The sequence below is a fragment of the Maribacter sp. 4G9 genome (genome assembly GCF_002742265.1).
Classification (GTDB): domain Bacteria; phylum Bacteroidota; class Bacteroidia; order Flavobacteriales; family Flavobacteriaceae; genus Maribacter.
Genome location: NZ_MDGL01000043.1, coordinates 62030 through 82257 on the forward strand (window position 1 = coordinate 62030; position 20228 = coordinate 82257).

General features: G+C 39.2%; 17 protein-coding genes and 2 tRNA genes. 4 read left to right on the forward strand and 15 right to left on the reverse strand.

Features of this window, described 5'->3' with window-relative positions:
• Nucleotides 1-18: 18 nt before the first annotated feature.
• The 6 genes from BFP75_RS06485 to BFP75_RS06510 all read right to left on the reverse strand — a co-directional run bounded on the left by BFP75_RS06485 (nucleotide 19) and on the right by BFP75_RS06510 (nucleotide 5116).
• A complete protein-coding gene (locus tag BFP75_RS06485; protein WP_099544432.1) occupies nucleotides 19-633 on the reverse strand; it encodes a conjugal transfer protein TraK in 615 nt (204 codons plus the stop codon).
• A 17-nt stretch (nucleotides 634-650) separates the two neighbouring features.
• Nucleotides 651-1493 carry a hypothetical protein gene (locus BFP75_RS06490; protein ID WP_099544433.1) on the reverse strand — a complete coding sequence of 281 codons (843 nt, stop codon included), beginning with the start codon at nucleotides 1491-1493 and terminating at the stop codon, nucleotides 651-653.
• A gap of 2 nt (nucleotides 1494-1495) precedes the next feature.
• Nucleotides 1496-2083 carry a type IV secretion system protein gene (locus tag BFP75_RS06495; protein WP_206073500.1) on the reverse strand — a complete coding sequence of 196 codons (588 nt, stop codon included), beginning with the start codon at nucleotides 2081-2083 and terminating at the stop codon, nucleotides 1496-1498.
• A gap of 66 nt (nucleotides 2084-2149) precedes the next feature.
• Nucleotides 2150-4558, reverse strand: coding sequence for a TraG family conjugative transposon ATPase (locus BFP75_RS06500; protein WP_099544434.1), 2409 nt, complete (start codon nucleotides 4556-4558; stop codon nucleotides 2150-2152).
• Entirely contained in the window at nucleotides 4536-4829 is a 294-nt protein-coding gene (locus BFP75_RS06505) for a hypothetical protein (RefSeq protein ID WP_099544435.1), read from the reverse strand. Before BFP75_RS06505 ends, BFP75_RS06500 begins: the two co-directional genes overlap by 23 nt.
• Entirely contained in the window at nucleotides 4829-5116 is a 288-nt protein-coding gene (locus BFP75_RS06510; protein WP_099544436.1) for a hypothetical protein, read from the reverse strand. The genes BFP75_RS06505 and BFP75_RS06510 overlap by 1 nt, the downstream gene beginning before the upstream one ends.
• Nucleotides 5117-5306: 190 nt before the next feature.
• On the opposite strand from BFP75_RS06510, the gene BFP75_RS06515 reads away from it, so the two are divergent.
• Nucleotides 5307-5921 carry an N-acetylmuramoyl-L-alanine amidase gene (locus BFP75_RS06515; protein ID WP_123803340.1) on the forward strand — a complete coding sequence of 205 codons (615 nt, stop codon included), beginning with the start codon at nucleotides 5307-5309 and terminating at the stop codon, nucleotides 5919-5921.
• 168 nt (nucleotides 5922-6089) lie between these two features.
• Nucleotides 6090-7511 carry an AAA family ATPase gene (locus BFP75_RS06520; protein ID WP_206073501.1) on the forward strand — a complete coding sequence of 474 codons (1422 nt, stop codon included), beginning with the start codon at nucleotides 6090-6092 and terminating at the stop codon, nucleotides 7509-7511.
• A 52-nt stretch (nucleotides 7512-7563) separates the two neighbouring features.
• On the opposite strand, the gene BFP75_RS06525 is transcribed toward BFP75_RS06520, so the two are convergent.
• The 7 genes from BFP75_RS06525 to BFP75_RS06555 all read right to left on the reverse strand — a co-directional run bounded on the left by BFP75_RS06525 (nucleotide 7564) and on the right by BFP75_RS06555 (nucleotide 14197).
• On the reverse strand, nucleotides 7564-8709 hold the full coding sequence (locus tag BFP75_RS06525) for a hypothetical protein (protein WP_099544438.1): 1146 nt from the start codon (nucleotides 8707-8709) through the stop codon (nucleotides 7564-7566).
• Nucleotides 8706-8993: a helix-turn-helix domain-containing protein gene (locus tag BFP75_RS06530; RefSeq protein WP_099544439.1), complete on the reverse strand. Its 288-nt coding sequence runs from the start codon at nucleotides 8991-8993 to the stop codon at nucleotides 8706-8708. The genes BFP75_RS06525 and BFP75_RS06530 overlap by 4 nt, the downstream gene beginning before the upstream one ends.
• 176 nt (nucleotides 8994-9169) lie before the next feature.
• Nucleotides 9170-10000, reverse strand: a complete 831-nt coding sequence (locus BFP75_RS06535; RefSeq protein WP_099544440.1) for an RteC domain-containing protein — start codon at nucleotides 9998-10000, stop codon at nucleotides 9170-9172.
• Between the two features lie 392 nt (nucleotides 10001-10392).
• Complete coding sequence (locus tag BFP75_RS06540) at nucleotides 10393-11637, reverse strand: site-specific integrase (protein ID WP_099544441.1); 1245 nt, start codon at nucleotides 11635-11637, stop codon at nucleotides 10393-10395.
• A 227-nt stretch (nucleotides 11638-11864) separates the two neighbouring features.
• Nucleotides 11865-11939: transfer RNA gene (locus BFP75_RS06545), tRNA-Pro, on the reverse strand.
• Between the two features lie 25 nt (nucleotides 11940-11964).
• Nucleotides 11965-12048 (reverse strand) — tRNA-Ser (locus BFP75_RS06550).
• Nucleotides 12049-12160: 112 nt separating this feature from the next.
• Entirely contained in the window at nucleotides 12161-14197 is a 2037-nt protein-coding gene (locus BFP75_RS06555; RefSeq protein ID WP_099544442.1) for an HD family phosphohydrolase, read from the reverse strand.
• Nucleotides 14198-14323: 126 nt separating this feature from the next.
• Here BFP75_RS06555 and BFP75_RS06560 point away from each other — a divergent pair, with 126 nt between their 5' ends.
• Together BFP75_RS06560 and BFP75_RS06565 are read left to right on the forward strand one after the other, a co-directional pair.
• The gene (locus tag BFP75_RS06560) at nucleotides 14324-15499 is read left to right on the forward strand and encodes an acetyl-CoA C-acyltransferase (protein WP_099544471.1); all 1176 of its coding nucleotides are present in this window, start codon (nucleotides 14324-14326) and stop codon (nucleotides 15497-15499) included.
• A gap of 18 nt (nucleotides 15500-15517) precedes the next feature.
• Nucleotides 15518-16267, forward strand: a complete 750-nt coding sequence (locus BFP75_RS06565; RefSeq protein ID WP_099544443.1) for an NlpC/P60 family protein — start codon at nucleotides 15518-15520, stop codon at nucleotides 16265-16267.
• Nucleotides 16268-16315: 48 nt separating this feature from the next.
• Here BFP75_RS06565 and BFP75_RS06570 read toward each other — a convergent pair whose 3' ends face one another.
• Nucleotides 16316-17578: a tetratricopeptide repeat protein gene (locus BFP75_RS06570; protein WP_099544444.1), complete on the reverse strand. Its 1263-nt coding sequence runs from the start codon at nucleotides 17576-17578 to the stop codon at nucleotides 16316-16318.
• Between the two features lie 73 nt (nucleotides 17579-17651).
• Nucleotides 17652-20141 carry a DNA gyrase subunit A gene (gyrA, locus tag BFP75_RS06575; RefSeq protein WP_099544445.1) on the reverse strand — a complete coding sequence of 830 codons (2490 nt, stop codon included), beginning with the start codon at nucleotides 20139-20141 and terminating at the stop codon, nucleotides 17652-17654.
• Between the last annotated feature and the right edge of the window lie 87 nt (nucleotides 20142-20228).

Here is a 20228-nt window from a genome sequence, read left to right on the forward strand (position 1 = left end):
TCACTTTTTAAGTTCAATTCACTCCTGCTCTTTTACCTTTTTTAGGGAATTCTCGAAATAATCGGTAATCAGCAGACCATGGGTGTTCTTGGGATAGTTTCGGTCTACGGTAATAAGACCACCTGTTGAGACCATTTCATAGCGGTCAATGACAGACCCTCTGTTGATTTCAAAAACGGTTATAGTTTTAAAGCGATAGGGTTCGGCCCTTAAATCCACTTGTGATTCGACACTCAATACTTTTTGGACCAGGGAATATTGCAATATCCGGTTGTAGACCCCATCCGCCTTTTTCTGCCGATAAACATTGTCGACCGTGCTGTTTCCAAGCCAAAGCGCTTTCTCCAAATTGCTTTCATAGTTACTGTCATCGATTCCATAGAAGTATTCATGGAACAGTTGCAAATGAGACAATGCCTCGACCTGAAGGTTTTCCTTTTGGGATACCAGCTTCAGGGGAATAACGGAACCATCGGTATTCACGGCAAAGGCGCTTCCCATCGCTTTTTGGTACATATTGAATACCATCACCCCTGAAAATACGCTTGATAAAAGTGCTGTAACAGTTACTATAATCGTCACATAGCGGTTCAATTTGAGTATGTCATAAATGTTCTTATACGGTAGTTTCATACTTCTATCATTTAAGTTTATTGTGTGAAAAGCCTCAGCGTAAAGGAGGTCGCCCTTTTATAGAGTTTGAATTTTAGGAAGACGATAAACCCTATGGTCGCGGCTTCCACTAAAATCTTAATAGTGTTATTGTCGGTTGGTCCACCCCAGAGGTTCGTCCAGAAATTGGCGTTGATTTCGGAATACAGTTGGTTCACGAAAATGTTGACCAGAAAAAAAGCTGGTACAAGCATATAGACCGCAGCATACAATTTGAAAAAGGTATAGGCCATAGTTCTGAATTTCTCAAAAACCGCCAAACTGATGACCAAAGGAAAAAAGGCCTGCATGATTCCTAAAAGGAAATATCGTTCCGCTAGGAACAAGGGGTAGATAAACAGGTCTATCATCCATAGAATCAATCCGATGAAAAAGCTGAACATCTTGATGCCGAATACAGGAGTGACCAAAGCTTCGTACAATAAGGCCCAAGCTTTCTTGGCCGCATCGAAAGCACCAACATCTTCTTCAATCGGAATTTCCTGTAATTGCAGCGGAATCAAGGCCGGAGCAGTATCACGATACTGTCCTTCGATAGCGACCAAGATACCATCGAAAAAGCCCAGTATCTGCGTTGAGAATATGACCAATAGCACGATGACAAAATTCTTGGCGAGATCTCTTGGGGACAATCCCCATGAATATCCTTCCTTATCGGCAACTCCCTCATTGTATTTTTTGAGGATGTTGACCAAAAAGAACAGCACGGCCAGGACCTTGATACCACGAATGGTATAGGTAGAGAAGTCGGTGCCCTTGATCGTCTCAAAGACAGCGTCCACATATTCAAGTCCTATGCTCAAGGAAATCATGAGTTCCATTTCTAGTAATTTGTTTTTCTATTGTTAATCTTGTCCTGCATTTCACGAAAGGCAATGATATCCCGATACCGCTCGGTTTTACGCTCGATTTCGGTCACCATTTCCTTGGATTCCTGTTGATGAGCACGGATGGCCCGCATGCGTTCCCCATCTGTCAATTTCAAATGGTCACTTGATAGGATTTCGTTTATGAATTCCAGGTCCTCCGTAGCTTGATCTAAAATGGCGTTGAACGATGTCGATATCCGTTCCACTTCATCCGCTCGTATATGCGGTGAATTAAGAATATCCCTTAAATCGCCCTGTACCATATCATAAAGGCGTTTGTTATTGCGGATGAGTTCTTGCACCGCCTTTAGTTTCTCGATGGCGGCACTAACCTTTTCGATATTTTCTTTCTGCTTTTTCAGGAATTTGACCGTCTTTATGATATTCGCGGTCTGTTTTCCAGCTTCCAACAGTTGTTTGACAAATGAGATGAAGTTCACATTGTCGTAAACAGGTATTCCCTGAGCCGTGGCACGGCTGGGCATTGATAAAGCCAAGATTAGGGATGTCGTTAAAAGTATTTTCTTGATTCCTATTTTCATGATTTACGGGTTTTGTGATGCCGAAACTTTTGATTTCGTCATCTGATTCAACATTCATTTTTTATGCTATGCAGCTTTACGTTCCAAGAACCGCCTGATAGCTATTTCCATACTGTCTTCTTCCTTATAAAGTGCCATTATGGCCTCGTTGTCAGAACCATCTGTTAGGTAGGCCGCGAATACTTCTGGTGGTACTTCCAATCGGAAGATGTTACTCTCCTTTCCAATCTTGATGAACATTTCGGTGTATTTGCGTTCACTAGTAAGGTCATTCTTAATGGATTTCAATTGGTTCAGGTCGTGGCTCGAAAGGTTGAGCCGCTTTATCAATTCATCATATCCCTTTTCATTGTTCAGGCTATAAATGACCTGTGTATTTTCCAGTATACTTGCGGATGTGGAGTTATCAGGAAGTTGATTAATCGATTGTAAAATGATTCCGATGGCCCCTTCCTGTTTCCGAATGGCCTGATAGTAAAATTCCACACTCTCCAGTACGTTCGGGAATTTCAATTGCTTCGCGAACTCATCGAAAAGGATAATCCCTTTTTCTTCTTTATTTCTCCAAATAGTTCTTTGGATAGCTGTCTTGATAAGCTTGAGCATTACTGATAGGATTTCCTTGTTGTCCTTGACCTCGTCCAGTTCGAAGACGATCAATCGCTTGTCTTCTATCTTATAAGATTGATCCTCGCTCATTTCAAAAAGGAAACTGTACAATCCGCCTTCCACATATTCGGATAGGATATGAAGGAAGTTTGTAATGTTGAAATAAGCCTTATCGATACCAAGGGTTTCCAAAAGTCGTTCTCGATTATTTCGGATAAATCCATAGAAACTTTCTAAGGAATGGGCCTCGGAAACAGTTTTGTAATAATGTTGAAGGATTTTCTTGAGCGATACCGATTGTGCCTTGGTCACTTTCAGATCCGATGCTAGTAGTTCGAACAGAAAGACGGACAGGTCTTCCAATCGCTCTGGACTGATATCGTTTACATCCGAGATATAAAAGGGGTTGATACCTAAATTCTTTCCGCTCTCATAACGCAGAACAGTATACTGCTCAGGGTATAACTGTGCGAACTTGGTATACGAACCCCCTAAATCGATGATGACCAGACGGACATCCATTTCAAAATATTGGCGCAGGATGTTATTGGCCAAGAATGATTTCCCTTCTCCCGTTGGGGCGAAAATGGCAAAGTTCCGTGCTTTTATCCGCTTCTTCTTTTCATCCCAAACATCTTTGAGTACTGGAATGTTATGTTCCCGATCGTTGAAGATGATACCTGTCTTATCAGATTGATAATTCGTATTGTTGATCAGCAAACACAAGGCATGCTTCAAATCGGTCACGTAGAGGTCTTCATTTGAAAAGTTGGAAGCGAAACAGCAATAACTATTGAGAAAATAATTTTTCCGCTCTTCGCTACTAGGATAATAAGGCACGATATCCAGCTCCTTAAACTCCGTCTTAATTTGTGAAGCAATTTTTTCGAGTTGTTTTTCCTCTTTGTGCCAGTAGATGATGTTTAAGTGTCCGCGAATGATTCGGGAGCTATCATCTGTATTGATCTGCTCTTGGATGTGTTGGATTTTCTTAAGGATGACCTTGTTCTGCGAACCAAAATTGGAACTCTTGTTCAGCTCCTCGATTTTCTTGTCCAATAGCTTTCGCCATTTTTGTTTGTCATCGAGATAGATGATTTGATTGACTACATGATTTTCGTTTAGGGAAAGCCCCAATCCATCTATGAACCCTTGATGGAAACTGAAGTCATCCGAGGTGAAGCGTTCGTTTATCTTACTGGTCTGTACTTTCTCCCCGAAACAGCTTTCGCTATTCACCGTAAGTACATCGAAATGATGCTCCCCTATTTGGATGTCTTTTCTTTCCAATTCGATAGCTGTATCGAAACCTTCATTATAACCATTGAAATAATCCGAACTCATAGATATAATTTCTTGGCTCTTCATCGGTATCAGTGACACCTTTCGTCCATTATTGACAAAGGAAACCGAATCATTGACGGCTGCTTTAAAACGCTGCAGGTTTTCTTGTAGCACCTCGGGAATCTTTGCATCCACTTTGCGAAAGGGGTTGACATATTTTGAGTTGTTGAGCTGTTTGTTCTTGGTAAGGGTAAAGAAGAGATACCCTTGGTGTTCCATATGCTCCCTTCCTTTGAAGTAGTCATGTGTTGCCCTGGATAGAAAGGTGTTATTGGGAAGATTTTTCGAAGTGAAGGATTTCTTGAAATAAACGTCCTGTTTATGCACTACGGTTCCGACAGGTAAGGATTTCATTGCCTGGAACCAATTACTGTGCATGTCCTCGAAATCCTTTTCCGAAAGGGAATAGATCTCAGGCAGCTGTACCTTGTAGCAAGCCACGACATTCCCGTTGTTACAGAATAACAAGTGGTCCTTGATGTCCGCTATGGGGTGATATTTAGAGATATTGATCTTCGACATGGTTCAGGATATTGTCTTTTTTATTACTGATACTTTTAGGGAATACTTTTCTGATATTGAAAAGTTGAGTACTGCTGCTCATTTTATTTAAAGCTATAAAGAGACCAGCGTTCCAGATGAAAAGCGTGAGCACCATGATCAAGCTGAAAGAGAAAATAATGACCAACAGCGAGGCAACCACGGACACCATCAAAAGGGCAAAGAGCGATATGGGCAGACCCCATATCAATGCCCCTTTGCGGATGTTCCGGTAAACCTCGTAGCTTCTCATTACACAACTATTGAAATGAGATAGGTAAAGATGCCGACTACGGCACCGGCGATAAGTACGAATACCAGTACCCTTGTAATGCCCTTTTTGAGGTCGGCGTTTTCACCGAAGAAGTGACCCGCATTAAATAGGAAGCCTATGAGAAAGATGACCCCAAGGATAATGGGAAAAATGGCACGGATGGTATCCGATACATCGTTTACGGAATCTTCGATTCCACCTACCTGAGCGTAACTGGCAAGGCTCATAAACAAGGCTGCCAATGTTAGACTTTTAGTTTTTTCCATAACTGATAATTTTAAGGTCGAAACATGTTCGGCCTGTGATTAATTATTATGAAATGTAGAAGTGGAATGAACTTTTTACCGAAGGATTCCTAAAAATTAACTAGGAATAGCGTTAATTTTTGATAGAAATACATGGTTTTGAGAGATTCGTTGAATATTGCTCAATAAAGAATTGGAAAATCATGAATCGATGAAAACAACGACGTACCTTCTTATATGTCTATTAATTCTAGGTAATAACAATGCTATTGGGCAAACATTAAAGGCAGAGAGAAAAGTTATTGTTCTTGATGCCGGGCATGGTGGCATCGATTCAGGCACAGTATCAAGAAACGGGCTTCAAGAAAAGGATGTCGTTCTAGACATAGTTCGGCAGATGAAAGTATGGAACAGAATTTTATTTGAATCCAAATATGATATCTATTTGACAAGGAGAAAGGATACCTTGATTTCATTGACCGATAGAACCAAGCTCGTCAAACATCTAAAACCTGATGTTTTCATTTCTCTGCATTGTAATCATATAAATGATTCGAACATACAAGGTGCAGAAATCTATACCTATGATAGTAATGAATTATCTCTGTTGTATGCGAAAACAATTTTGAATAAGCTAAATCAGGACCTTGGTTTTAAGACTAGAAAACCTAGGAAGGGCAATTTTCAGGTTTTAAGGGAAACAAAAGAGCACTGTCCTGCTCTTCTATTAGAGCTCGGGTATTTGTCCAATTCAAGTGAGTCCCACTATTTAAATGGCAGCCAAAACAGGAAGGCATTGGCCTTATCCATATTAATGTCCATTTAAATCAAGATTATGAAGGAGCTATTATTTGAGGTTGTAAAAAGTATAGGAAGTATTATTTCAACGATGTACAAAGAAGTGACCTATTTCATGGGAAATTGTAAAAACAAGAACTTATAAGTCGCCAAAACTAGTATTTTTATAATACATTTGGCGAGATATAATATATATATGAGACAATTAGTAGGAAGAATACAGGAGAGAGGAATTTTAGAGGCAGCTTTAAAAAGCAACCGTCCTGAACTTATTGTAGTATATGGAAGAAGACGGATTGGGAAGACATTTTTGATTGATAAAGTTTATGAGAAAGAAATAAAATTCAGGTTTTCTGGAATTCATAATGCTTCTTTAAAAGAACAATTAGCTAATTTTCATTTAGTACTTTCTGATAAAAACCTAAAGTTCAAGGAACCAAAAAGTTGGATTGAGGCTTTCCATCATTTAGGTAAGTATTTTGATACCTTAAAGTCAAAAAAGAAAAAGGTATTGTTTATTGATGAATTTCCCTGGCTTGATTCTAGGCGGTCGAATTTTCTCTCTGCCTTTGATAATTTCTGGAATAATTATGCTTCAAAAAGAGATGATATGGTTGTCATCGTTTGTGGCTCAGCCGCATCTTATATGATTCAGAATATCATCAAGAATAAAGGAGGCTTGCACAATAGATTAACGGAAAGTATTCAATTGGCTGAATTTAACCTTAATGAGACAGAACAACTTCTAAAACAGAACAAGGTAAAATTCTCTCGTTATGACATCTTACAAATCTACATGGCAATGGGTGGTATTCCTCATTATCTCGATAAGATAAACTCTGGTGAAAGCGTTCCACAGGCCCTTGATCGATTGTGTTTTATGAAAAACGGATTTCTACGAACGGAATTTGAAAATGTATTCGCTTCCCTTTTTGATTTTTATGAGAACCACGAGTCGATTGTACGTTCATTAGCTTCGGTAAGAAAAGGTCTCACTAGAAATGAAATATCCGCCAAAACGGGCATACCTTCCGGAGGAGGACTTACAAAAGCTTTAATGGAATTGGAAGATTCTGGGTTTATTGAAAACTACTTACCATATCAAGGTGTCAAAGATTCCATCTATAGACTTAGTGACGAATATTCGATGTTCTATATCAAATACATTGAAAAAACAAAACCTTCGCAGGGTGGTCTTTGGATGGTAATGCAAGGGAAACAGTCCTATAAAATATGGTCTGGATACAGCTTTGAAACCATATGTATAAAGCATGTCGAACAAATTAAGGAGGGGTTAAAAATAGCAGGAATCAATTCGACTCATGGAAGCTGGATTGAAAAAGGTGACGGAAAGGGAGCCCAAATAGATATGCTTATCGATAGGGATGATAATGTCATCAATCTATGTGAAATGAAGTTCTACAATACTGAATTTACATTGAATAAAAAGTACGCCAATGAAATAGCAAATAAGTCCAACAAATTTGTAGAAAGTACTAAAACCAAGAAGAGTGTTTTTGTAACTTTTATAACTACTTACGGATTGGTTTCAAATCAATATTCTAAGCAGTATGTGCAAAATGAACTTACAATGGATAATCTATTTATAAAGTTATAAGTCGCCAAAACTCATATAAAAAGTATGGTTTTGGCCATTTATAACTAGCTGTTCAGGCACATTTTTTATAGAACCGAATGGAATCTTCTAATTTGAATCCGGCCCATAGCAATGGATGATCACTAGCTGCATCCTTTTCATTTTCAACAGTATCATAAGTTTCCCATTCTGGTTTTTTGAGTGGCCACATGGCTTTTCTATTCAATCCACTATCCTCCACTTTGTGAAATAACAAAGGGGAAACCAATAGATAGTCCTTCTGTTTGATATTGACACCCATCCTGTAAGCCCCCATTCTGAAATAACGAGAATCGTTTCCTGAATCCAGAACTGTATGGAAAGAATCATGTTTGACAATATCCATAACTCCTGTATCCAAAATTGTAGAAATGGAGGCAGCATACGGGGGTGCATTTAAAGTTCCGGCTATGATAATATTTTCTGCTCCTTTTGATTGTAGGTCGTTATAAATCTCTACAATCTTATTTGCTTGTTGCCTTCTTAAGGAATCAGGTTCGTTTTCCCCTGCAAGCTGACAACATAGAAGATGTAATGTCTTATTTTGGGGAGTTTTGATTTTATATTTTTGAAAATCAGTATTGAAAAGTAACCTTCCCTTAGCATCTTTTTCATTTGAAAAGGATTTCACTGACTTGATATGATAACCCTTCTTTAAAAGGATGCCCATACCTAAACCTAAGCCGTCATTACCCTGAAGATGCATAATCTCAGAATAGGCTGATTCACTATTTTTTTCAAAGAATAATTCATGGAACTGGATAAGGGATTCCCTATTTTCAACTTGTTGTAATAAAACAATATCTGGGTCAATTTCTAAAATGACTTTAGCTTTATTGATAATGGACTTCTTATTTATTGGGGCTGATTTTAATCTTGTCCAACCGTTCCAATTGGTCAAGTAAGAAGCTTGTGTCTCCATTACCTGCATATCCGATTTCACATGTAGATTTCCTTCTATATTTCTCATTGATAGATAAGACGTATGTGTTGCTTGATGGAAGCCCAGAAGATTTGCCAGTTCCCTCATACGATTATAGTCTAGAGAATTCTTTTGGGTTTTGGAAAAAAGTGATTCGAACTCCTCTTTCCAAATCTCGGATTTAATTTCGTATTCCAACTCTATCATATCAATATGTCTGTGGAATAGGTTTTGAATATTAAAGGTCGCTATTTTCATGCTGCTTTTCTTTTAAAATCAATCTCGTTGTTTTCCAGTATCTCATTAATTTTTTCCACATCATAATAGATGATTCCGCCAAGTTTTGAAAAGGGAATGGTTCCGTTTATTCGGAAATTTTGTAGCGTACCAGGACTAATTTCGAGTTTACTCATAACTTGTCCAGACTTAATCCAATGATCAACTCCTACCCTCCCACTAGACACAAGTAATTCTTTTATTTCGTTAAGAAGTTTTATCCTGAACTCTTCTAAATCTTCTGTTGTAATAATATTTGCTGCCATAACTTATTTGTTTAGGTTAGAATTGAAGTACAGGGAATGAATCAATCCTACTTGTAGTAATTTGAATCCCTTTAAACAAATTTGATTATAAACAATGGAGAATATTCACCAGTTAACCCGACCTCTGGTGAAATTTTAACATTTTTAACGGTCGCTAAGATGAAGGTAATTTTAAATTATGCATCAGCAGAGTCCATGCGATCTTCAAGGCCTTTGGACAGGTCTTCCATAAATTTAGCACGGCTTTTTTTTCTTCTTCGAATTTCTGAATAGATTTTATAAATATCACCTGAGTCGTGGTTAAAAACCCTACGGAGAGCCCTATCGATTGTCGAAATTTCAATCTTACCATCGTTTACCGCACCTACACTCACCAGAGCGTATATGAGTTCTACATAAGCGGTATTTGAAAATGTCCATCTCAATTCACTCTCAGAACATTCATCGCATGGTGGACAGTCGGAATCAATTTTTGAAAGGCGCTTTTTCAAATAGTCTATCAACCTCTTATTTGCAAATAACTTGGCTAACAATAAGTCATGAGATGTACTGAAATCCCTGTCACGATAATAGTGTCTAGAATAAGTAATATTTACATCTCGAAAATTTGCCCTAGTAAAGTAATTCTCATCTAGGTGGTTCTTTTCCTGTTCAATGTATTGCGTAAAGTCAAGATTATATCTAAAGAATCGATTGATCTTGTCCATCTTTTTCTGGATATACTCTTTTTGGACATCTTGGTTACCTAATGGAAATTGAATTTCAAATGAACGCAGTTCCGAATAGTACACCAAATTGGACAATGGAACTTGTTTGATGTATTTAAAGAAGTGGATTTCGGCATCGGTATTTTTGAACTTGAAGCTTGAAATCTGCTTTTTAAACCGATAAATAACATCTCTGCATTTCGTGATGGATAGGTCACATTTTTTAATGACCTCCGAAATGGTGTTCTCAATTAACTTTAAATCCTCTAATAACTTTTCTGAAAGTAATGCTCTTTCCATATCCCAAAATTTAGACAATAGTTCATACTATCGTTCATCATAGGATTGGGGAATAACTATATGAATTACTAAATAGAGGTTAGGAAATTCTCTATTAAACAAACACCAAAAATCATGCCTTCATTGGCATAGACTTCAAAATATAGTTGAAAAGAATAAAAAATTAAAACTAAAATTAGGGAAACAAAGGGTAGGGTTAGTCAAGTGGTTTTGATAGAAAATGAAATACCAATAAAAAAAGGCTGAATCAAAAACCAAGTTTGATTTCAGCCTTTTCTCGCAATTTGACCTTCAACGATAAACATATTGGAAATAAAACACCCAGAACCAAAATCGAACGATCTTAACACATTTTGTTTATCAAAATTTCGTAATCTTCAAAAAAACACGCTTTACGCAACTTTTCTTTCCGTGGATTTAAGTTTCGTTTTTAGGTCCGAAATATCCTCACTAATCTTCTTTTCCAATACTCTGGCATAGATCTGAGTGGTCGAAAGTTTCTTATGACCAAGTAATTTAGATACGGTTTCTATTGGAACACCATTGGCCAAAGTAACAGATGTTGCGAAAGTATGTCTTGCACAGTGAAAAGAAAGATTCTTGTCAATTCCACATTTGGCAGCTAAGATTTTCAAATATTTATTACATTTCTGATTAGAATATACCGGTAAAAGCAAGTCTTCATTCGTCCCGTAAAGTTTATCTGCATATTTGTCCATTATGGCCTTGGCCTTGTCCAATAATGGAACCTTAACAAGTGTCTCACTTTTTTCCCTTCGCGTGAATATCCAATCATCCCCGTCCATCCCAAGAACAACGTGTTCAGGCTTAAGTTGTTTTGCATCTATGTAGGATAAGCCCGTATAGCAGGCAAAGACGAAAACATCCCTAACATATTCAAGTCCAATGTCCTTCAAAGAAAGACTCTCCATCAATTTCAATTCCTCGATACTCAGGAAAGGTCTATCGTACCGGTTGAAGTTTGCACGGAAAAACGCGAAAGGGTCTTTCTTGATGCAATCCAATTTGAATGCGATGGTCGTCATCTTTTTCAACCGTTCCATATGCTTCATAATTCCGTTATTAGTCAATGGTTGAGAGGCCTTTAACGGTTTACAATTCCGAAGGTAGTTCTCAAAACTAAGAACAAAGGAATAGTTGATGTGGGCGAGGTGCACATTCTTTGACTTATACTTCTTTTTGATAAACAATAACAAGTATTTTTCTGTGGCACCATAATTCTTAGCGGTACCCTGCTCCAACTTCGGTACTTCATTATCCTTATGATATTGAAGCAAGTCCTTAAGTGTTCTAAGAGGAACGTCCTGACCGAGATATCTCAATTTTACCGACTGTGCGGTAAGGATCCTGCCTTCTTCTAGGAGCTCTTTTTTGCTCTGGGTAATATCTTGGTAAACTTCCATCAAGTCATCGTTTATAGACTTGGCTCCGTTTACCTTGGTTTTTACCCTACCTGTATCATAAGACCAATTGGACTGTAATACAGAATGTTTTGTGCTGACATCGGCTCGGATGCCGTCTACCGTAATTCGCGCATAAATTGGGATAGTACCATCCTTTTTGGTGGAACGCTTCTTTAACCAAAATACTACGCTAAAAGTGTGTACTGTTTTCATCACTTTCGTTTTAGAGTTATTAATTCCGTTAAACGAAAGTCAAATCGCTGTGAAGATCAATTGCGACGATCTAGTTGTAAGATACAAAATTGATATTTATCAATAGGACACCTAATAGGACACCTTCAAATATGATTCTAAAACTATTCAAATGAAATCAAGGAAAATGTAATTCCTTGATTTTCATTTGTTTAGCAAAAAGATGGTATTTAAAAATACCCTTTTTGTCGGGGTGGCAGGATTCGAACCTGCGACCTCCTGCTCCCAAAGCAGGCGCGATAACCGGGCTACGCTACACCCCGAAACTCTATTAATTAAAAGAAATTGCGGAGAGAATGGGACTCGAACCCATGCGACACTTACGCGTCGACAGATTAGCAATCTGCTCCGTTACCACTCCGGCACCTCTCCTATAATTTATTTCTATGAACGTTCGCCCAAATGCGGTTGCAAATGTAAATTTTACCTCAGAAGCACGCAACTATTTTTGAAGGTTTTTTGGTAAAAATTAAACAAATATCCATCATTCAGGATACTCCACCCTAAGATGGTAAATATTCATTAGTTTTTGCTTGAAGATTTTTTTGATGATCTCTATCTCCTTAAATGTAATATCGGCATTCAAGAACTGATTCGCCTTCATTTGCCCGGCGATAATCTTATCCACAAATTCATCGATAATTGTGTAGGTAGGATCTTTAAGGCTTTTGGAGGCCGCTTCTACGGAATCTGCCATCATTAAGATTGCCGTTTCCTTGGAGAAAGGAAGGGGCCCGGGATATCTAAACTCTTCCTCGTTCATATCCATTTCCAGTTCCTTTTGCTTCTTATAAAAATAATAAACATACGTGGTCCCGTGGTGAGACCTTATAAAATCGATAATTCTGTCCGGCAATTTATTTTTTCTGGCTAGTTCAATGCCCTTGATGACATGGCCAATAATAATTTTAGCACTTTCCCTGGGCGTAATCTCATCGTGTGGGTTTACATTGGTAATCTGGTTTTCAGTAAAATAAGTAGGGTTATTCATTTTACCAATATCGTGGTACAAGGCCCCTACCCTGACCAACATGGCGTTCGCCCCAATTTCATTAGCTGCTGATTCCGCCAAATTCGCCACTTGCAGGGAATGATTAAAAGTTCCTGGTGCCTTATTGGATAGTTCCTTTAAAAGTTTTGAATTGGTATCGGATAGCTCCAATAAGGATACATCGGAGACAAGACCAAAGACCTTTTCATAAATATAAATCAAGGGCTGCACAAATAGGGTAATCATTCCATTGAGCAAAAAGAGTCCCAAGGTATACCATGATATATTGTTCAGATTGCCTTCATGGATAATATGAAAAGCCAAATAACCCACTATGTAAATGGATATTATTTGACCAATGGAGATAAAAAGATTGGCTCGTTTGTACAACTCGGAAACGGTCAAAATGGTAACGATGCCCGTAATTATTTGTAAAAATATATATTCAAAACTGTTGGGTACAACAAAGCCCAGAATCAATACCGTCAATACATGCGCAAAAAGACCTAATCTAGCATCAAAAAAAGTCTTTAGAATTAAGGGAAGTATGCAGAGAGGTACAACAAATACCAATGAATCGTTATATTTTACTACCATAGTGGTAATGAAAACCATCAGTAGTATATTGAAAAAAATGAAGGTTACCTTTGTGTTGTTAGCATAAATGGTAGGCCTGTATTTCTTTAAAAAAAGGAAGAGCATTAACAATACCAAGGCCACTAGAACCGTGTACCCTATCAGAATGATATAATAGTTATTGGCGGTCCATAATTCAGATTCATACTCGGACTTCAACGACTCCAATATTTTTAAGTTTTCGCCTTCGACCACCTCTCCTTTGGCAATAATCAATTTACCCTCATCCACAGTACCTCTTGTATAACTAATTTTAGACAGGGCATCCTCCCTACTCTTCTGGGTCAGATTGGCATCATAACTAACATTAGGGACTATAAGATCAAAAAAGATATCTTGGAATTCCTGTGTCAGTTGTGGAATATTTTCATCTTCGAGTTTCCTTTGTACCAAAGTTCCCACATCAGAAACCCTATAAAAGGAAGCAACCTGCTTGCTTGTGGCCTCGTTGTTCCTAAGCAGGAAAATAGCATTGGCTTTGACTTGCCCTGCACTACTATCCAGGATTCCGTTTTTGTATATGGAATCCAATAGCGTTTCACCAATACTTTTTAAAAATCGCCTCTGTGAATCGGTATAGTCGGAACTACGGAATACTTCTTCAAAAGAATCATTGTATCCTTCATAAACGTTATTCACCTTTTGTTGGTCATACCTGAAATATTGGCCACTAGTTTCATCTATGCTCTGCTTTTCTTCAGCTATTTCGGCATCGGTCTTTTTTATGGAGAAATCAAAAGGTGCGTACAGGGTCTCAAACTGCCAGGGCTTTCCTTTTTGAAACTCGTACTTGAACTTACCCCCCTTGGGAAAAAAGAAAACGATAAATCCAATCGCCGAAACATATAGGACATATTTGAAAATTAGGGATTGTTTTTTGTAAAGGTTATCCAAGATTACGATTTTAGTGTACCTGTACCCAAAAATAGAAAATATAAACTTACGGTGACGAATTGGTGGCCGTGGGGCATGGTTGATGTAGAATTTAGTAATTTCGCCAATACAAAGATGACAATTTATATGAAAGAGGTAGTTATAGTATCTGCAGTACGGACCCCCATTGGAAGTTTTATGGGGGCATTATCTTCAATTCCAGCACCAAAACTTGGTGCCGAGGCTATAAAGGGAGCTCTAAAAAAAATTGATTTAAAGCCCGATATGGTAGAGGAGGTTTTGATGGGAAATGTGGTACAAGCCGGTACAGGTCAAGCTCCTGCGAGACAGGCGGCTCTTTATGCGGGTATACCCAATACGGTTCCTTGTACCACAATCAATAAAGTTTGCTCTTCAGGGATGAAGGCCGTTATGCAGGCCGCCCAAGCAATAGCTTTGGGGGATGCCTCTATCATCGTTGCGGGAGGTATGGAGAATATGAGCTTGATTCCACATTATGCATACTTAAGAACTCCGGTAAAATTTGGACCATCCTCTATGATAGATGGCATGCAAAAAGATGGCCTGGTAGATGCTTATGACCAAAATGCCATGGGGGTCTGTGCAGATGCCTGTGCTACCAAATACGAGTTCTCTAGGGAGGACCAGGACAAATTTGCGGTTCAGTCCTATACTCGATCAGCGAACGCCTGGAAGAATGGCCTGTTCAAAAATGAAGTCATCCCGGTATCTGTACCGCAGAGACGTGGTGAACCCGTGGTTATATCTGAAGATGAAGAGTATAAGAATGTGTTTTTGAATAAAATCCCGAACTTAAGACCTGCCTTCTCCAAGGATGGTACGGTTACCGCCGCAAATGCATCCACTATCAATGACGGTGCAGCCGCCCTTGTTTTGATGAGTGCTGAAAAAGCAGAAGAGCTAAAACTAAAACCTTTGGCAAAAATTATAGGTTATGCCGATGCCGCACAGGAGCCCAAATGGTTCACGACCGCTCCGGCCAAGGCATTGCCAAAGGCCTTACAAAAATCCGGGGTATCATTGAAAGATGTTGACTTTTTTGAATTTAACGAGGCTTTTTCGGTAGTTGGCCTGGCCAATATGAAACTATTGGGTATTTCCGATGACAAGGTGAATGTGAACGGTGGAGCGGTTTCATTGGGACACCCCTTAGGTTGTTCCGGAGCTAGGATTCTTGTGACTTTATTACATGTTCTGGATCAAAAAAATGGAAAAATAGGTGCGGCGGCCATTTGCAATGGAGGCGGCGGAGCTTCTTCAATGGTTTTGGAAAGAGCCTGAAAATTCTGTAAAAATTAGATGCAATACGGAATTTGCCCTTTAAGTCTGGTTCCTTTAAGACAATCGCCCGATGAAACCTCTGAGATGACGAGCCAACTATTGTTCGGTGAACATTTTAAGGTTTTGGAGTCCAGAAAACACTGGTCAAAGATCAGGGTTCCCACGGATAGATGTGAAGGATGGATACCAAACAACCAATTACAATTCATTACTAAGGAAGAGTTTGAGGCAATCGAAGAAAAAACAAGTGTCCTATCGTCCGACCTGATTGGCTTTGCTGAACGGCCAAACGGTATGCTCACCGCAATTCTCTTAGGCTCATCCATTCCATTTACAAAGTGCCTACCGGTTACCGTAGACGGAAATAAAATCACTGGAAAACAGGTAAAGGGAAACCTAATAAACACGGCACTATTATATCTTAACTCACCTGAATTAAAGGGAGGTAAGTCCCCATTTGGCATAGATGCCTCTGGATTTGCACAGATGGTCTATAAAATAAACGGCTATAATTTATTACGCACGGCCCAAGAACAGGCCAAACAAGGGGAAGCTTTGAGTTTTGTTGAAGAAAGCGAGCCAGGGGACCTGGCGTTTTTTGATGATTCTAGCGGAATGATCAACCATGTTGGTATTATCATGGAGAACAATTATATCATACATGTGAACGGATTGGTCAGAATAGACCGAATAGACCACACGGGAATTTTTAATAACGAACTGAGAAATTATTCCCATAAACTCCGCGTCATAAAAAAAATAATATAAAAAAAGGCCCTATGTTTAGGGCCTTTTAATTTGTAGGGAAGATTGCAATTACTCTCCCAACAACTTTTTTATTCTCATGAAGTTTTCGTTGTCGCCCATGGCACCATAGATATTTTTCAATTGGGTCAAAACACCTTGATTATCAGGATTAGTTTTTAAGGCTTCTTCCAAAATATTAGCGCCTTGCGTGAAAAAATTATCCTTCTTTTCCTTAAGTTCATCATAGCGGGCAATATCTGCACGGGAACTTCCCAAAGAATTCATTTCATCGATCAATCCGTTACCTTCATTTACGTAGGTAGTAGATAGATTCAAATAGGCGTTCGTATAACCAGGGTTAATTTCTATAGCTTTCTTGTAGGACTCTCTAGCCTTATCGAAATTACCCTGCTCCATATTGATTACACCTACATTATAATGCAAATCTGCATTATCCGGTGCCAAAGCAATGGCTTCTGCCATCAATTCCTTGAATTTGTCCTTATCCCCTAATTTGAAATATAAATTAGCCTCGTTAAGGATTAGATTCACATCCTCAGGGTCATTAGCTCTTGCCGCCTTATATGCTTCCAAGGCCTTATCGTCCTGACCCAACTGAGTATATATAAGTGCTGTATTTTTTACGATTTCAGCCTTTTTGGAAGGCGTTTTTTCGTCCACTGGGTCTTTATATGTTCCTGATTTAACCATCAAATCTCGCTGTATTTTACCCATGATTTCCTCTTCACCGGTCGCTGTGTTGGTAGCTTTATATACGACACCACTACCATCATACCCAATTTCTTGAAGTTCACTGTAATAATCCAAAGCTTTCTCATAATGCCCACCATTTACGGCACTACTTGCAGCATAATACAGGTAAGAAGTATCTTTAGGACTTAATTTATAGCTCATGTAAAGTTTTTCTGCTGCGGAATCGAACTTCTTTTGCTCGTTATCGGATACAGCTGAGTTTACTAAATCCGCTGCAATACTGGCCATATACTGGTTGGCTTCGCTAGCGTATTTGCTCTTACCGGATTTCTCCTCGATTTCCAAAACCTTTTTAAAGGAATCTGCTGCCGTTTCAAAGGCCGAATCATCTCCCTTTTTTGCCAAATCAGCATAAATCTTACCTCTTGTGTGATAATATTGAGCCTGCATTTTTTCATCAGCACTCGCTATACTGCCCATAGCCGATTCAATACTCGTCTTTGCCGCCGAAGCGTCACCATCTTTCAATGCCTTCTCAGCATCCTTTATCTCGTTTTTTTGAGCTAATCCAATTACTGCAAAGGACATCGCCGCTATTATTGAAATCTTAGTTTTCATTTTTGAAGTTATTAAATATTAATTAGTGTTAATTTTCATTCGGTGCAAATTTAATCAATTCCCGTGCCAAGTTTTACTCAGGGTTGACTTCTATGTCCTTAATATTGGTTTCATCTAGGTCATCCTCATCCTTCATGACCTTGGCTACTGCCGCAATGGAATCGTTATCCCTAATATTAATTAATTTCACACCTTGGGTTGCCCTTCCCATAACCCTTAGGTCTTCTACGCTCATCCTTATGGCAATACCTGATTTGTTGATAATCATTAAATCATCGGAATCCGTTACGTTCTTGATGGCGACCAAATTCCCGGTCTTTTCGGTAATACTTATGGTTTTAACACCCTTACCTCCCCTATTCGTGATTCTATAATCCTCAATACTGGATCTTTTTCCGTATCCGTTTTCCGACACTACTAAAAGTTCATCCTCAAAATTGTGTACGGAAACCATACCTATAACCTCATCATCATCATTGGCCAAAGTGATCCCTCGTACACCAGATGCACTTCTACCCATAGGTCTCGTCTTACTTTCCTCGAACCTAATGGCCTTACCAGACTTCAATCCAAGGAAAATCTGACTCGTTCCTGTGGTCAATTTGGCCTCCAACAATTCATCGTCCTCACGAATTGTAATGGCATTGATACCGTTTTGTCTTGGTCTGGAATACTGTTCCAATAAGGTCTTTTTAACTGTACCTTTTTTGGTTGCCATAATCACATAATGACTGTTCACATAATCCTCATCCTTTAAATCTTGGGTACAAATAAAGGCCTTGACCGTATCATCCTGCTCTATATTGATAAGGTTCTGAATGGCCCTTCCCTTAGAGGTTCTGCTTCCTTCCGGTATTTCGAATACGCGCATCCAGAAGCATTTTCCTTTCTGAGTAAAGAACAACATATATTGGTGGTTGGTACCCACAAAAAGGTACTCCAAAAAGTCCTCGTTTCTGGTAGAGGAGGCTTTTTGGCCCACCCCGCCCCTATTCTGTGTTTTATATTCCGTAAGGGGGGTTCTTTTTATATACCCGGCCCTGGAGATGGTAATTACAACTTGTTCGTTGGGAATCATATCCTCCATACTCAAGTCTCCACCGGCAATATTTATCTCTGAACGTCGTTCGTCGCCATACTTTTCCTTCACTTCAAGAAGTTCCTCCTTAATAATCTGCATTCTACGCTCCTTTCTGGCAAGAATATCTTTCAAATCGGCTATGGTCTTGATAATTTCATCATATTCAGAGCGCAATTTGTCCTGTTCCAGACCCGTCAACTGACGCAATCTCATTTCAACGATCGCCTTGGCTTGGATTTCGGTCAGCTTGAATCGCTCCATCAAGTTTTCCCTGGCCTCGTCTGCATTGGAAGAAGCTCTAATAATGGCGATAACCTCATCGATATTATCCGATGCAATGATAAGACCTTCAAGGATATGGGCTCTATCTTCCGCCTTTTTAAGCTCAAACTCTGAACGTCTAACCACCACTTCGTGCCTGTGCTCTACGAAATGATGTATCATTTCCTTTACATTCAGCAACTGTGGTCTTCCTTTTACCAAGGCAATGTTGTTTACACTGAAAGACGTTTGTAGAGCGGTATACTTAAATAACGTATTAAGGACAATATTGGGTATAGCATCCCTTTTTAACATATAAACAACGCGCATCCCCTTACGGTCAGATTCGTCCCTTATGTTTGATATTCCTTCAATTTTTTTATCGTTAATAAGGTCGGCTGTCTTTTTGATCATATCCGCCTTGTTAACCTGATAGGGGATTTCGGTCACAATGATACATTCGCGTCCCTGTACTTCTTCAAAATGGGCCTTGGCCCTCATAACTATTCTACCGCGACCAGTATGAAAAGCCTCCTTGACTCCGTCATAACCATAGATTATCCCACCCGTAGGAAAATCAGGAGCCTTAATATGGGTGATCAACTCATCTATTTCAATGTCATTGTTATCAATATAGGCTACGGTCCCATCTATAACCTCGGAAAGGTTATGTGGGGGCATGTTCGTCGCCATACCAACAGCAATGCCCGAAGCACCATTCACCAAAAGATTTGGTATTCGGGTTGGCAAAACTGTAGGCTCCCGTAATGAATCGTCAAAATTCAATTGATGATCTACGGTATCCTTATCGATATCTGCCAACATTTCATCCGCGATTTTTCGCATACGGGCCTCCGTATAACGCATTGCCGCCGGACTATCGCCATCCACGGAACCAAAGTTACCTTGACCATCGATCAACATATAACGCAGACTCCATTCCTGGGCCATTCTGACCATGGTATCATATACCGAAGTATCCCCGTGAGGATGGTATTTACCCAATACCTCACCAACAATACGCGCCGATTTCTTATGGGCACTGTTACTCCGTACTCCTAGTTCGTGCATTCCAAAAAGCACCCTCCTATGTACGGGTTTCAGACCATCTCGCACATCTGGCAGTGCTCGTGACACTATGACCGACATTGAATAATCAATGTAGGCAGATTTCATTTCCTCTTCTATGTTGATAGGAATCAATTTTTCTCCTTCAGCCATCGTAAATCTTTAATTGTTTTTTTATTCGTAAAAAAGCATGCCAATATACGGAAAATATAGGGGTTAGAAGAACTTCATGAGGTATTT

Bases quoted from the DNA above. Each gene is read 5' to 3' on its own strand.
- BFP75_RS06485 (WP_099544432.1), bottom strand. From the start codon at position 633: ATGAAACTACCGTATAAGAACATTTATGACATACTCAAATTGAACCGC.
- BFP75_RS06490 (WP_099544433.1), bottom strand. From the start codon at position 1,493: ATGGAACTCATGATTTCCTTGAGCATAGGACTTGAATATGTGGACGCT.
- BFP75_RS06495 (WP_206073500.1), bottom strand. From the start codon at position 2,083: ATGAAAATAGGAATCAAGAAAATACTTTTAACGACATCCCTAATCTTG.
- BFP75_RS06500 (WP_099544434.1), bottom strand. From the start codon at position 4,558: ATGTCGAAGATCAATATCTCTAAATATCACCCCATAGCGGACATCAAG.
- BFP75_RS06505 (WP_099544435.1), bottom strand. From the start codon at position 4,829: ATGAGAAGCTACGAGGTTTACCGGAACATCCGCAAAGGGGCATTGATA.
- BFP75_RS06510 (WP_099544436.1), bottom strand. From the start codon at position 5,116: ATGGAAAAAACTAAAAGTCTAACATTGGCAGCCTTGTTTATGAGCCTT.
- BFP75_RS06515 (WP_123803340.1), top strand. From the start codon at position 5,307: ATGAAAACAACGACGTACCTTCTTATATGTCTATTAATTCTAGGTAAT.
- BFP75_RS06520 (WP_206073501.1), top strand. From the start codon at position 6,090: ATGAGACAATTAGTAGGAAGAATACAGGAGAGAGGAATTTTAGAGGCA.
- BFP75_RS06525 (WP_099544438.1), bottom strand. From the start codon at position 8,709: ATGAAAATAGCGACCTTTAATATTCAAAACCTATTCCACAGACATATT.
- BFP75_RS06530 (WP_099544439.1), bottom strand. From the start codon at position 8,993: ATGGCAGCAAATATTATTACAACAGAAGATTTAGAAGAGTTCAGGATA.
- BFP75_RS06535 (WP_099544440.1), bottom strand. From the start codon at position 10,000: ATGGAAAGAGCATTACTTTCAGAAAAGTTATTAGAGGATTTAAAGTTA.
- BFP75_RS06540 (WP_099544441.1), bottom strand. From the start codon at position 11,637: ATGAAAACAGTACACACTTTTAGCGTAGTATTTTGGTTAAAGAAGCGT.
- BFP75_RS06560 (WP_099544471.1), top strand. From the start codon at position 14,324: ATGAAAGAGGTAGTTATAGTATCTGCAGTACGGACCCCCATTGGAAGT.
- BFP75_RS06565 (WP_099544443.1), top strand. From the start codon at position 15,518: ATGCAATACGGAATTTGCCCTTTAAGTCTGGTTCCTTTAAGACAATCG.
- BFP75_RS06570 (WP_099544444.1), bottom strand. From the start codon at position 17,578: ATGAAAACTAAGATTTCAATAATAGCGGCGATGTCCTTTGCAGTAATT.
- gyrA (WP_099544445.1), bottom strand. From the start codon at position 20,141: ATGGCTGAAGGAGAAAAATTGATTCCTATCAACATAGAAGAGGAAATG.